The following is a 12,312-nucleotide window of genomic DNA, read 5'->3' as shown; positions in this document are numbered from 1 at the left end:
ATGCCTGCGGTCAGGCCTCTTCCGGGGCCTGACTGCTCTCCCGCAGCGTGCCCGGCGCATGGCCGACAATCCGCTTAAATGCCCGGCTAAATGCCGCCAGCGAGCCGTAACCAAGACGCAGCGCCACCGTTTCAATGGGCTGATGTTCGTGGCGGATGTACTGAATCGCCAGCCGCATTCTCAGCTCGCTCAGGTATTTCGCCGGGGTCGTTCCCGTGGCGGCCAGGAAACGTTCCGCAAATACCGAGCGGGACGTTCCGGCCTCTTTTGCCAGCTCCGCCACGCTCCAGTTCACGCCGGGCTGCTGATGCATGGCGTAAATCGCCCGGCTCAGACGCGGATCCCGTAAGACCTGCACCCAGCCGGTGGCCTTTCCGCATCCGGCTTCAACCCAGCCGCGCACGATCAGCGCCGCTACCACGTCGGCAAGGCGCGCGAGGATCCCGGCGAAACCGACCTGCCGGGTCATGGATTCACGCTCCATGGCCGCCAGCAGCGGGTGGATCTCCGGCCAGGTGGACATCAACCGGCTCACCATCATCACCTCTGGCATCGCTTTGATCAGCGGCTGCATCCCGCCCAGCTCAAAATCCATGCATCCGCTGAAGATGATGGTGTGCTCACTTTCCGGACAGGGTTGGCAGGTGATGGCGCACACCGAATTGCAGATAGGCTCGCTTGGGAAAGCGCTCACCGGCGTAATGGTTGCCTGCTCGTCCGAGAGAAGGGCATGTGCGTTGCCGTTGGGGATAAACAGCGCATCGCCGCCGCTCAGCGCAAAGCTCGCGCCGCTTTCCATCCGTAACAGGGCTTTGCCGTGGCTGACGAAATGGAACTGGGCTTTACCAGATGCCTGATGAAACGCCACGCCAAACGGCGCGCTGGCCTCAATGCGGCGGTACTTCACCCCGGACAGGCGCATACCGCGCAACAACTCGCTGATCAAATCGGGTGACTGAACGGTCATCGGCACAACTCCGGACGCATAATCAATAAGTGGGGATTATATGTCATAGATCGTCCAAGGGGAACGCTCTATGCTTTTGCGACATTAGTCACATTTTTATAACGGGAGTACAACAGATGAGTGCATGTGTCGCGGCGAGAGAGGCGCAGGCCCCCGCAAAACCGGCCTGGCGAGCCGTCTGGTCACTGGGGTTAGGGGTGTTTGGCTTGATTACGGCAGAGTTCCTGCCGGCCAGCCTGCTGACACCCATGGCCGCGAGCCTGAGTGTAACGGAGGGGATGGCCGGACAAGCGGTGACCGCAACGGCGATTGTCGCGCTGGTCACAGGGCTGCTGATTACCCCGGCCACCAAAAATATCGACCGGCGTTGGGTGCTGATGTTCTTCTCGGTGCTGCAAATTATCTCCAGCCTGCTGGTGGCCTTTGCGCCCACGCTGAACGTCATGCTGATGGGGCGTCTGCTGTTGGGCATTGCTATCGGCGGATTCTGGGCAATGTCCACCGCCACGGCGATGCGGCTGGTGCCTGCTGAGCACGTGCCGAAGGCGCTGGCGGTGATTTTCTCCAGCGTCTCGGTGGCGACGGTGGTTGCCGCGCCGCTCGGCAGCTATCTCGGCAGCCTGATTGGCTGGCGCAACGTGTTTATCCTCTGCATTCTGCCGAGCATGCTGGCGCTGCTGTGGCAGCTTTGGGTTCTGCCATCAATGAAGCCGGAGAGCAGCGGCAGTCTGGCGACGTTGTTTCGCGTGCTGCGCCGCCCGGGGATGGTCGGTGGGATGCTGGCGACCATTCTTATTTTCAGCGGCCATTTTGCCTTCTTCACCTACCTGCGCCCGTTCCTTGAAACGGTCGGCCAGGCGAGCGTTGAGAGCGTTTCCCTGATCCTGCTGGGCTTTGGGCTTGCCAATTTTGTCGGGACATCGATTGCCGGGCATCTGCTGGCGCGGAACCTGCGGCTCACACTGGCGCTGGTGCCGTTCGTCATGGGCGTGCTGGCGCTCACGATGGTGGCATTTGGACATCTGGCGATGCTGGACGGGCTGCTGGTTGCGCTGTGGGGCTTTGCCTTCGGTCTGGTGCCGGTTGGCTGGTCAACCTGGCTTGCCACAACGGTGCCTGACGAAGCCGAAAGCGCCGGGGGGCTGCTGGTGGCATCCATTCAGTTTGCCATTGGCGCAGGTGCCGCGGGCGGTGGGGCGATCTTCGATCTCAACGGGGCCAGCGGCGTCTTCGCCGGAAGCGGCCTGCTGCTGGTGAGCGCGATGGTGATTGTACTGATGGCCGTCAACGTGGCAGATAAGCGTGCCTGACGCCGGGGCGCGATAAACACCGCGCGATTCTGGCAAAGCAAAGCGATTTAAGTTCGTTGTTATTTCAGGCGCTATCCCGGATTGTCAGCGCACTGTGCCACTGTCGGGATAGCGTCTGAAGCCATGGGAAACTACTTACACGCGCAGCAGCGAAAGCATATTGACCACCTTGCCAGTCGCTGGCTGTGGCGAAGCGAGCTGCCGACCTGGATACTGATTATCGTCATTTACGGCGGCTGGTTTGCGACGCTGTCGTTCTGGCGCACGCTGGGTTTGATACCGGCCACGCTGCTGCTGATTGGCTTTACCGCCTGGTATATGTCGCTCCAGCATGAGCTGATCCACGGACATCCCACGCGCTTTGCCCGGCTCAACCAGCTTTTCGGCACGCTGCCGCTGGCGGTGTGGTTTCCCTACGGCCTGTATCGCGATTCCCACCTTGCTCACCATCGTAACGATCACCTGACCGTGCCTGTCGACGATCCGGAGTCTTACTACTTCACCGACGAGAGCTGGGCGCGCCTTTTGCCGTGGCAGAAAAAAATCATTCATGTACGCAATACCTTCACGGGCAGATTGCTGCTGGGGCCGCTGCTGGATATTACCCTGACGCTGAACGGTGCGGCGAGGGCGTTTGGTCAACGCCACTGGCGCTCAATCATGATGTGGCTGGTGCACGGCGTACTGCTGGCTGTGCTCTTTACCTGGATGGCGCAGCGCGATTTCTCCCCCGTCTGGTTCGTACTGGCGGTCAGCTATCCGGCGCTGGCCCTGACGAAGGTTCGTTCTTTCTTTGAACATCGCGCGGCGCACGATCCTCTGGCACGTTCGGTGATCAACGAGGCCGGCGGGTTCTGGCGGGTGTTGTTTCTCAATCTCAACTACCATTCAGTACATCACGATTTGCCGGGCGTGCCCTGGTATGGCCTCAGAGCGATCTACGCGCACAGTCGTGACGAGTACCAGCAGCGCAATCAGGGGTTTGTGGTCAAGGGCTATGGTCAGTGGTTGCGCCAGTTCTGGAACACGCCGGTGGATGTCACCGTCCATCCGGGAAACCAAAAAGAGGATCGTTATGAGTAGTTCTGTCGCGTTTCCGATGTATGACATCGATCGGGACAATACCGAAGCCCTGACGCGGGCGGTCATTGCGCTTTTACAGGAACGCGGCGTCGCGGCAGGCGATGTCACGCCAGAACCGCCGCCTGATGACCTGCTGGCCCACTGGCAACAGCCAGGTCTGCTCCTGAGCCAGACCTGCGGATATCCCCTGATGACGGCGCTGCCGCAGGTGCAGGTCGTCGGCTGTTTTCACTATGCGGCACCGGGCTGCGAGGGCCTGCACTACCGTAGCTTTCTGGTGGTACGCGATGAAGATAAACACTGCCAGCTTGCGGATTATCGCCATCGCCGGGCGGTATATAACTCTGCGGACTCGCAGTCTGGCTACAACGCGCTGATGAAAAGGGTGGCCCCTCTTGCGGTTAACGGCCATTTTTTTTCAGACGCGACCGCCAGTCGCTTATCAGGCTAAAGCAAGGGGCAGGGGATATTGCCGCCATCGACTGCGTAACCTGGGCGCTGTTGCTACGTCATGAACCGCAGCTGCTGGCGGGGCTGTCCATTATCGACTACACCCCGTTGACACCGGGTTTACCCCTTATCACGGGGCGCGACACCCCAGCCGACAGGCTACTCGCTATCCGCGATGCGCTGCATACGCTGGTGAGCGCCGAACACTATCGGGCGCTCTGCGCGGGGGCGCTCATCCAGGGTTTTAGCGCCGTTACGCGCCAGCCGTATCACGCGCTACTCGGCTGGCGTGAGGACGCGGCAGCATCAGGCGTTATTTTGCGTTAAAGGCCGAATCTCCTTTGAGCGCAGCGTGACGCGAATGGGCACCGACTTATAGGACGGCGTGCCGCTGTCCTTATCGAGATAGTCCAGCGGGACCAGCACGTTGGCCTCCGGGTAGTAGGCCCCGACGGAACCGCTGGCGATGCTATAAGCCACCACGGTGATATCCTCCAGGCGCTGCTGATTGCCGGGAAGTGCGGTGGTGATATCCACGCGGTCGCCGTGCTCAAGGCCCCGCTTTTCCATATCCTCTTCGTTCATAAATAACACGTCGCGGCGTCCGAACACGCCCCGGTAGCGGTCGTCGAGGGCATAGATGGTGGTGTTGTACTGGTCGTGGCTGCGAAGCGTAATCAGGCGCAGGATGTTATCCCCTTCGCCTTTGGCATTCTCGTCGACGCCGTCAAACACCGAGAACATCGCCTTGCCGGTTGCGGTCGGCCAGACGCGCTCGGTGGGCGGCAGCGGCATACGAAAACCGCCCGGAATGCGGATACGGGCGTTGTACTGTTCAAAGCCGGGGATGGTCCGTTCGATCAGATCCCGAATTCTGTCGTAGTCAGCCACCAGCTCCGCCCACCCGACCTGACTGTCAGGCAGCGTGGCGCTGGCCATGCCTGCCACAATTGCCGGTTCGGAGAGCAGATGCGGCGAGGCGGGTTTCAGCTTGCCGGACGACGCATGCACCATCGACATTGAATCTTCCACGGTGATCGACTGTCGCCCGGTGCGCTGCATGTCCAGCTCCGTGCGCCCGAGGCACGGCAGGATCCAGGTCTCTTTCGCGACCAGCAGGTGCGTGCGGTTGAGCTTGGTGCCAACGTGAACGCTAAGTTCCAGCTTCTGCATGGCGGGAAAGGCCTGCTGATGGTCGGGCATGGCCACGGCAAAATTGCCGCCAAGGCAGCTCAGCGCTTTGGCTTCCCCGGCGATCATCGCCTGCGTCGCCATTACCGCGTCGTGCCCATGTTTCGCGGGGGGCGTAAAACCAAATTCCGCCTCCAGACGTGAAAGAAACGCGGCCGTCGGCTTCTCGGTAATGCCCACGGTACGGTTTCCCTGCACGTTGGAGTGCCCGCGCAGGGGACAAATACCGGCGCCGGGCTTACCGATATTGCCGCGCATCAGCAGCAGGTCGGCAATGAGGCGCACGTTGGCGGTGCCTTTGTTGTGCTGGGTAATGCCCATGCCGTAGGTAATGATGGTGGCGTTGGATTTGGCGTAGGCCTGCGCCACGCCCAGCAGATCCTGACGATCTAAGCCTGATTCCAGCTCAATGGCCTCCCAGCTTGTCGCCTGAATATCGGCGGCGAATGCCTCAAAACCCTGGGTATGCGCGTCGATAAATTCCTGGTCGAGCACGCCGCCTTGCTCTGCTTCAATGTGCAGGAGATGTTTTGCTATGCCCTTAAGCGCCGCTGCATCGCCTCCGGCTTTCACCTGGAAGTAGGTTGATGCAATGTCCGTTGAACCGTACGTCGCCATCTCGATTACGCTTTGCGGATCGGCAAAGCGCTCCAGCGCCCGCTCGCGAAGCGGGTTAAACACAATAATCGGCACGCCGCGGCGGGAGAGTTCGTGCAGAGTGCCCATCATCCGCGGGTGGTTGGTGCCCGGATTATGGCCCATCGAGATGACCAGTTCGGTGTTATCAAAATCGTCGAGCGAAACGGTGCCTTTGCCAATCCCAATGGAACGCGGCAGACCGGTGCTGGTGGCTTCGTGGCACATGTTGGAACAATCCGGGAAATTATTGGTTCCCAGTTCACGGGCAAAAAGCTGAAGTAAATAAGCAGCCTCATTCGACGCGCGCCCGGAGGTATAAAACTCCACGGCGTCTGGATCGAGCGCGCGCAGTTTCTCACCAATCTGCGCAAAGGCCTGCTGCCACTCTACGGGGCGGAACGTATCACTCCCCCGGTCGTAAACCAGCGGATGCGTCAGACGACCGTAGCCTTCCAGTTCGTAATCGCTTTTCGCCAGCAGCGAGCTGACGGTATTGGCGGCAAAGAATTCGGGCGTCACGCGTTTGTTTGTCGCTTCCCAGGTGACGGCTTTAGCGCCGTTTTCACAGAACTGGAAGGTGGACTTGTGCTCTTTATCCGGCCACGCGCAGCCGGGGCAGTCAAAGCCGTCGGGCTGGTTAGTGCGAAGCAGGGTGGCAGGCGCCTCCAGGGTGTCCATTTGCGTGCGCACGGCAATCGCCGTCGCTTTCAGCGCGCCCCAGCCGCCGGCAGGACCGTTGTAGTGGCGAATGCCGGGAACCGGGCGGTATTTGTTGTTCATCAGGACTCCTGCGGTGCGGTATGTCATTCAATTCTACACCTCGTTTATTAACCTAATGACAACAAAAAAACATCATTTAACGAGAAGCGAGGCAAGCACATGAGGGTTGTTAATTGTTATGTTATAACATATATTTCTCGACGCGTTTTAAACTGGCTTTTCGTTGAAGTAAAAGGATCACCCCATGTCCGTTTCCGTGCATCGCCTGTCATCAGGCAGTGTTGATAACGTGCTCGACGTCACTATCCAGGCGTTATCCAGCCCTGGCGGCACGACGCTGCTGTCAGACGTCTGTTTTGAAGCCAGAGCCGGAGAGTGCCTGGCCGTCATCGGCCCTAACGGCAGCGGAAAAACCTCGCTGCTACGGGCGATTGGAAGCGAGCTGACGCACCTGAAAGGTGACATCCGCCTGATGGGGCGCACCGTGACTGCGTTGACTCGCCAGCAGCGGGCAAAACAGGTTGCCGTGCTCTCCCAGCACGACGCGCCGGATTTGAGGCTCTCGGTTGAGGATTACGTCGCCCTTGGACGTATACCGCATGCGGGCGATGCCCCGCGACATATCCACGACGCCATCATCGACGATGCCATCCGCGAAACCGGGCTGCAGCGGCTGCGTGAACGATCGCTGTTTGCGCTTTCGGGCGGTGAACGCCAGCGCGCGGCGCTGGCGCGGGTGCTTGCCCAGACGCCAAAACTGGTGCTGCTGGATGAGCCGACCAACCATCTTGATCCTCCAGGGCGGGTGGAACTGCTGTCGCTGGTGAAAAGCAAGGGCATCACCGTTGTGGCGGTTCTGCATGATTTGACCCTGGCGGAGTCTTTTGCCGACCGCATTCTTCTGCTGTCCCGGGGGCGGTCGGTGGTCTGTGACGTGCCTGAAAAGGTGCTGGTGTCTGAGCATCTCTATCCCATATTTGGGCTAACCAGCTTTACCGTAGCGCATCCGCATACCGGGAAATCGCTGCGTATTTTTGACGTTCCACGCTGTGCGTGAACCCTGTGTTGAGAACCTGCTATGAAAAACTTTGTAATCGCGCTGACGCTGATGGCGTCGGCCTACGCCGCGAGCGCCGCGGATTTTCCCGTTACCGTTGAAAGCTGCGGAACACCGGTCACCTTTTCCGCGCCGCCCAGGCGGGCAATCATTAACGATCTCAACATGGCGGAAATGGCCTTTGCGCTGCATCTGCAGGATCGCATCGTCGGGCTGACCGGGATCAGCGGCTGGTACAAAATGACCCCGGACTTCCGGCAGGCGATGGGGGCGATCCCCGAGCTGGCGCCGAAATACCCGTCGCTGGAAACTCTGCTGGCCGCCGAGCCTGATTTCTTCTTTGCCGGCTGGAACTACGGCATGAAGGTGGGCGGGGAAGTGACGCCCGGGACGCTGGCGAAATACGGCGTGAAGACTTTTGTGCTGAGTGAAAGCTGCGTCTTTACCGCAGCCCACAAAAAGAAGGCCACTATGGACCTGCTCTATGGCGACGTCCTGACGTTGGGACGCATTTTCGGCAAGCGAAATGAAGCGCAAACGCTGGTCGAGGGTTGGAAACAGCGGCTGAGCGCATTGCCCAAACCGGCAACGGGCGCGCGGCCCCTGAAGGTCTTTGTCTATGATTCCGGGGAGGACAAGCCGTTTACCAGCGGACGATACGCGATGCCAACGGCGATTATCGAGGCGGCGGGCGGCAAAAACGCGATGGAGGCGCTGGATATCAGCTGGGGCACCACCTCCTGGGAAAACGTCGCGGCAAGCGAGCCGGATGTTATTATTCTGCTGGACTACCAGACCGGAAGCGGGGCGGACGCGCTGCGCCGCGTGCTGGAAAACCATCCGCTTATGAAACTGACGCCGGCGGTAAAACAGGGGCGCTACCTTAAACTTCAGTACGCCGAGCTGACCCCGGGACCGGCGAATATCGCGGCGGTTGAAAAACTGGCCCGGACGCTCTACCCGCAGGCCGGGAAGTAATGCGCATCCCGTACCGCTACCACTGGGCGCTGGGGAGTGCCATGCTGGTGCTGCTCGGGCTGATGGCGCTCAGTGTGGCAACCGGCACCGTTTCACTCACCCTGGGGCAGATTCTGGGGGCTCTGGGGCTGGCGGATGTTCCGGTATCGGAGATGGTGACCCGCATTGTGGTCGACCTTAGGCTGCCCAGAACGCTCCTCGCCGCCCTGACGGGCGCGGGGCTGGCCATGGTCGGCGCGCTACTGCAGACCACAACGCGCAATGATTTGGCCGATCCGTTTTTGTTCGGGCTTTCCTCCGGCGCGTCGGCAGGCGCGGTGCTGGTGATCACCCGCTTTGGCGACCGGCTTGGCGCATTGACGCTCCCCGCATCGGCTTTCGCCGGGGGCATTTGTTCGGCGGTTGCCGTCATGCTGTTGTTTCACTTCAAAAAGCAGCGTGGGGCGGAACATCTGGTGCTTTGCGGGCTGGCGATCTCTTTTCTCTTTGGCGCGCTGACCAGCTATCTCATTTTTTCTGGCGATCAGCGTGCGGCCAGCTCGGTGCTGTTCTGGTCGCTGGGCGGGCTGGGGCTGGCGTCGTGGAGCAACCTGCCTTTCGCTGTCTTGAGCGTGCTGCTGCTGGGCGGGTTCGTCCTGCTGCGCTGGCGCGCACTGGACGGCATTCTGGCCGGGGAGCAAACGGCGCTCTCCCTTGGGATCAACGTCAGCCGCCTGCGGGGCGAGATTTTCCTTTGCTGCGCTCTGGCGACCTCTTTTCTGGTGGCACTGACCGGGGTGATTGGCTTTGTCGGCCTGATGGTGCCGCACCTGTGCCGCCACGTGGCGGGCGTAAGGCATCTGCTACTGCTTCCCCTGTGCGGGGTGTGGGGAGCGGTGCTGTTGTGCGGGGGAGATATCGCCAGCCGGACGGTACTGGCCCCGCAGGAGTTGCCGATCGGCATTATCACCGCCGGGATAGGCGGGGCGTTTATTATTGTGCTGCTGACGCGCAATACGCCGCGATAAAAAAATCCACGCCGTGGCGTGGATTTTCTCGTGAAGCAGTAACGTCAGACGTTGAACCGTAATTTTATTTTTATATTATTGATATTTAACATTTTTATATTTATTAACTAATCTTGCACTCACATTCGTACTCACTTTAGCTGATGCTACCAGCTGAGACCAGTTATCACAGCTACAGCCAATTCTTGTTCACCGGATTGTGTGGTACGACTTTTCTTTATCAATGAATTGTTTTGATGGGATTGTCGAGTATTCAATAAGTGGAAGTGTAGTTGTAAGCACTTTCACAGGAATATATCTTATTTGACAGAGAGATTTTTGCTGGTAACGGGCATTTCGAACGCGATTGATACGTCAATCGATGGAGAGCCCGGCCAGAGTCCTTTCAATGACCATCAGGCAAATATTTCTGATACTTTTAGCCAAAGAAGGGTAATGTGATGTCAGATATTAATCCACAGGATGCTGCACATATTTTCCCCCAAGATCGGGAAGCGCTGTATCACTTGGTCTGGCGTGAGCCTGCGGAGCGTATAGCTGCCCTGTATGGCATTAGTACGGATTTACTGGCGAAACAATGCAGTGAAATGCGTATACCCAGGCCGCTTGCGGGTTACTGGAAAGCGCTGGCGAAAGGGGTTGCACCTGCAATCCCCGAGCTACCAGCTCTGAAAAAGGATAAGGTGGTGAAGGCGCTTGAGAATAGCAACCCACCAGTGCAACCTTCCACCACTGCGTTACCAAAACCAGTAATTTCCGTAACCCGAAAGCAAGCTCCTGTTACAGGGAATGGCTATGGGTTAATAAATGATCTCAAAACGTATCTGCCGGTCTCCTCGGTTACAGAAGATGGCTATTACAAGCCTACGAAAAAGAAATTATTGGATCTCAACGTTTCTGATACGGGATTTGATAGTGCGATAGAGTTCCTGAGTAGATTCTTTGATGCCCTGGGAAATAAGGGATACCGGGTTACGTTGGATGCACCGGGAGAAAGGCTACATCGTGCGGATATTGATATTAAGGAAGATTCGAAAGAGGGTGGGTATCGCTGGGGCAATCTATGGCGGCCTTATACGCCAAGTATTATTTGTATTGAGGATATGTACTTTGCGTTTAGTCTTGCTGAAATGACGGAGTATGTTCCAGCGAAAAAAGTCAAGAATCGCTATGTACGTGACGAACAGATGGGGAGATGGATACGGGGAAGAAATAGTGAACCTTTTCTTCACGTATCGAAACATACCTTGCCTACTGGGCGATTTCTGTTGCAGCTTTACTCACCTTATACTTCCGCAAAATGGTTACTTCAGTTCCGGCAGACAAAACAATGTGGATTAATTAGTCAGATCCCTAAGATGATTTCGGCAATGCAACAGGCTGTTCCGTTAATTTCAAAGCAACTAGAACAGGCCAGAATTGAAGCTGAGGAGTGGCGCATTCAGCGTGAGCGGGAACAAGCCATTTACTTGGAAAAGAAGCGGATAGAGCAGGCGGAGGAAGCGCGTAATGCCAGTCGTACTGAGCTGAAATCCATTATTGCCCAGTGGGCAGAAGACAAACGGCTGGAGCAGTTTTTTTACGAAGCAGAGATGGATGCAGCAATGCTTGATAACCAGCAGAAGATACAGGTCATGGAACGCCTGCAACTTGCCCGTCAGTTCCTGTCTGACGATACGGCAATTGAGCGGTTGTTGAAGTGGAAAACACCAGGAGAGTGGTTAAACAAAGGATGAGTCTATTTCCTCGTCACGGTGTTAAATTAATGTGGATTGAACCTGATAACCCAAAGCCGACATTTGGCCCGGATCGGCCAACTTAGCTCTGAGATACTTCGAATATTCTACAGAACTTTTTCTTACTAGAAATCAACTTGGGTCAAATCCGAGTTCGTGGGCAAGTTTATTTGAGTCAGTTATGAAGGCAAATACTGGCCAAGCCTTAGGATTTTCATTAACAGCAAGATTGTATTCAGCTTCACTTGCAGGAATGCGATTGTCGATCAGAAAATAACCGATTAGCGGTTTGCGAAGTGCGAACCGTTTGGTGATTCCATCCTGATCCAACTCATAATCGATCACGATTAATGCCTGCTGATCTTGGCTGAGGTGTGGATTAGGCCTCAGCTCAAGTTCGATCATCTGCTCCCACTCAGTATCAGGATTAGGTGGGACACCTCTACAACGTTCAAAGGCAGGTGCATTATCGCCCCAGTTCTGCGTGTTTTTCGAGGGTTTAACTACTTTTGGGGTGTTTTTGAAACGACCAATGAGAAAATCGCGATACGCCATATTATCCCAACAAAAAGCGCGTACGTGGTAACGGTTATTAACGAACGCGATAGCCGTGGGTGTTAGCCGTCGGCTACGTCCTTTAGGTGAATTCATTGTTGCTACTACAGCTTCAATAGACTGCTGGTGCTCAATGGCCGAGAGTAATCGTGCCAGAACACGCAAATTATGATGGCGTAACAGCATGGGCATTTCAGTGGTGTGTGCAGTTATGGGCGGCGCGAACTCTTCAATGGCCTGCCACTGCAAATCTGCCTTGGATAATAACACCGGCTCAAACCCGTCAGTAGGTTGATAGTAGGGAATACCCAACTGATATGGCTTTAGCGCCTTAGGCGAGAGTTGCTGGTAAAGCTTTATATCTTTCTGAGCCTGAGGGCGTGAGATACCAAAGGTTTCCATCAGCATGGTCGTTGTTAGCCGACGCTCCCAGAGCAACTGACGCTCAATGTAACACAAACGCAGCCACTGAGGATGCGAGTATGCCCCAGTCTCTAGCCGCTTACTGGCTAAATCCGTTACGGAGACTGTTTGCGTGTCTGATGCGATCGCGGGTTTCATGTACTGTGAGTACTGCATATAGTGGCCCTTCTAATATCTAAAATGTGCAGACATCCGA

Annotated in this window: 9 protein-coding genes and 1 pseudogene; 7 read left to right on the top strand and 3 right to left on the bottom strand. The window is 57.0% G+C overall.

Features of this window, described 5'->3' with window-relative positions:
* Window positions 1-10: 10 nt before the first annotated feature.
* Complete coding sequence (locus tag FFS28_RS03620; RefSeq protein WP_137848798.1) at window positions 11-967, bottom strand: AraC family transcriptional regulator; 957 nt, start codon at window positions 965-967, stop codon at window positions 11-13.
* Between the two features lie 116 nt (window positions 968-1,083).
* Between FFS28_RS03620 and FFS28_RS03615 the strand changes: the two genes are divergently transcribed.
* From FFS28_RS03615 to FFS28_RS03605, 3 genes and pseudogenes are all read left to right on the top strand, one after another.
* Window positions 1,084-2,277 (top strand): MFS transporter, encoded by a 1,194-nt coding sequence (locus tag FFS28_RS03615; RefSeq protein ID WP_088208295.1) that lies wholly within the window; start codon window positions 1,084-1,086, stop codon window positions 2,275-2,277.
* A 123-nt stretch (window positions 2,278-2,400) separates the two neighbouring features.
* Window positions 2,401-3,360: a fatty acid desaturase gene (locus FFS28_RS03610; protein WP_137848797.1), complete on the top strand. Its 960-nt coding sequence runs from the start codon at window positions 2,401-2,403 to the stop codon at window positions 3,358-3,360.
* Window positions 3,353-4,137 (top strand): annotated as a pseudogene (locus tag FFS28_RS03605) (phosphate/phosphite/phosphonate ABC transporter substrate-binding protein). Before FFS28_RS03610 ends, FFS28_RS03605 begins: the two are co-directional and overlap by 8 nt.
* Here the strand turns inward: FFS28_RS03605 and FFS28_RS03600 are convergent.
* The gene (locus FFS28_RS03600; RefSeq protein ID WP_137848796.1) at window positions 4,117-6,420 is read right to left on the bottom strand and encodes an FdhF/YdeP family oxidoreductase; all 2,304 of its coding nucleotides are present in this window, start codon (window positions 6,418-6,420) and stop codon (window positions 4,117-4,119) included. The pseudogene FFS28_RS03605 and the gene FFS28_RS03600 overlap by 21 nt on opposite strands.
* Before the next feature lie 184 nt (window positions 6,421-6,604).
* On the opposite strand from FFS28_RS03600, the gene FFS28_RS03595 reads away from it, so the two are divergent.
* The 4 genes from FFS28_RS03595 to FFS28_RS03580 all read left to right on the top strand — a co-directional run bounded on the left by FFS28_RS03595 (window position 6,605) and on the right by FFS28_RS03580 (window position 11,138).
* Entirely contained in the window at window positions 6,605-7,417 is an 813-nt protein-coding gene (locus FFS28_RS03595) for an ABC transporter ATP-binding protein (RefSeq protein WP_137848795.1), read from the top strand.
* A gap of 21 nt (window positions 7,418-7,438) precedes the next feature.
* Complete coding sequence (locus tag FFS28_RS03590) at window positions 7,439-8,395, top strand: ABC transporter substrate-binding protein (RefSeq protein ID WP_137848794.1); 957 nt, start codon at window positions 7,439-7,441, stop codon at window positions 8,393-8,395.
* Entirely contained in the window at window positions 8,395-9,402 is a 1,008-nt protein-coding gene (locus FFS28_RS03585; RefSeq protein WP_137848793.1) for a FecCD family ABC transporter permease, read from the top strand. The genes FFS28_RS03590 and FFS28_RS03585 overlap by 1 nt, the downstream gene beginning before the upstream one ends.
* A gap of 440 nt (window positions 9,403-9,842) precedes the next feature.
* Complete coding sequence (locus FFS28_RS03580) at window positions 9,843-11,138, top strand: phage tail tape measure protein (RefSeq protein WP_137848792.1); 1,296 nt, start codon at window positions 9,843-9,845, stop codon at window positions 11,136-11,138.
* A 132-nt stretch (window positions 11,139-11,270) separates the two neighbouring features.
* On the opposite strand, the gene FFS28_RS03575 is transcribed toward FFS28_RS03580, so the two are convergent.
* A complete protein-coding gene (locus FFS28_RS03575; RefSeq protein ID WP_482849013.1) occupies window positions 11,271-12,254 on the bottom strand; it encodes a BrxR family helix-turn-helix transcriptional regulator in 984 nt (327 codons plus the stop codon).
* Between the last annotated feature and the right edge of the window lie 58 nt (window positions 12,255-12,312).

Source organism: Enterobacter sp. 2VL, assembly GCF_005503595.1.
GTDB classification, from domain to species: Bacteria; Pseudomonadota; Gammaproteobacteria; order Enterobacterales; family Enterobacteriaceae; genus Enterobacter; species Enterobacter cancerogenus.
The sequence above is the reverse complement of the archived record's forward strand: the minus strand, read 5'-3'. Positions and strand labels throughout refer to the sequence as shown.

Bases quoted from the DNA above. Each gene is read 5' to 3' on its own strand.
- FFS28_RS03620 (WP_137848798.1), bottom strand. From the start codon at position 967: ATGACCGTTCAGTCACCCGATTTGATCAGCGAGTTGTTGCGCGGTATG.
- FFS28_RS03615 (WP_088208295.1), top strand. From the start codon at position 1,084: ATGAGTGCATGTGTCGCGGCGAGAGAGGCGCAGGCCCCCGCAAAACCG.
- FFS28_RS03610 (WP_137848797.1), top strand. From the start codon at position 2,401: ATGGGAAACTACTTACACGCGCAGCAGCGAAAGCATATTGACCACCTT.
- FFS28_RS03600 (WP_137848796.1), bottom strand. From the start codon at position 6,420: ATGAACAACAAATACCGCCCGGTTCCCGGCATTCGCCACTACAACGGT.
- FFS28_RS03595 (WP_137848795.1), top strand. From the start codon at position 6,605: ATGTCCGTTTCCGTGCATCGCCTGTCATCAGGCAGTGTTGATAACGTG.
- FFS28_RS03590 (WP_137848794.1), top strand. From the start codon at position 7,439: ATGAAAAACTTTGTAATCGCGCTGACGCTGATGGCGTCGGCCTACGCC.
- FFS28_RS03585 (WP_137848793.1), top strand. From the start codon at position 8,395: ATGCGCATCCCGTACCGCTACCACTGGGCGCTGGGGAGTGCCATGCTG.
- FFS28_RS03580 (WP_137848792.1), top strand. From the start codon at position 9,843: ATGTCAGATATTAATCCACAGGATGCTGCACATATTTTCCCCCAAGAT.
- FFS28_RS03575 (WP_482849013.1), bottom strand. From the start codon at position 12,254: ATGAAACCCGCGATCGCATCAGACACGCAAACAGTCTCCGTAACGGAT.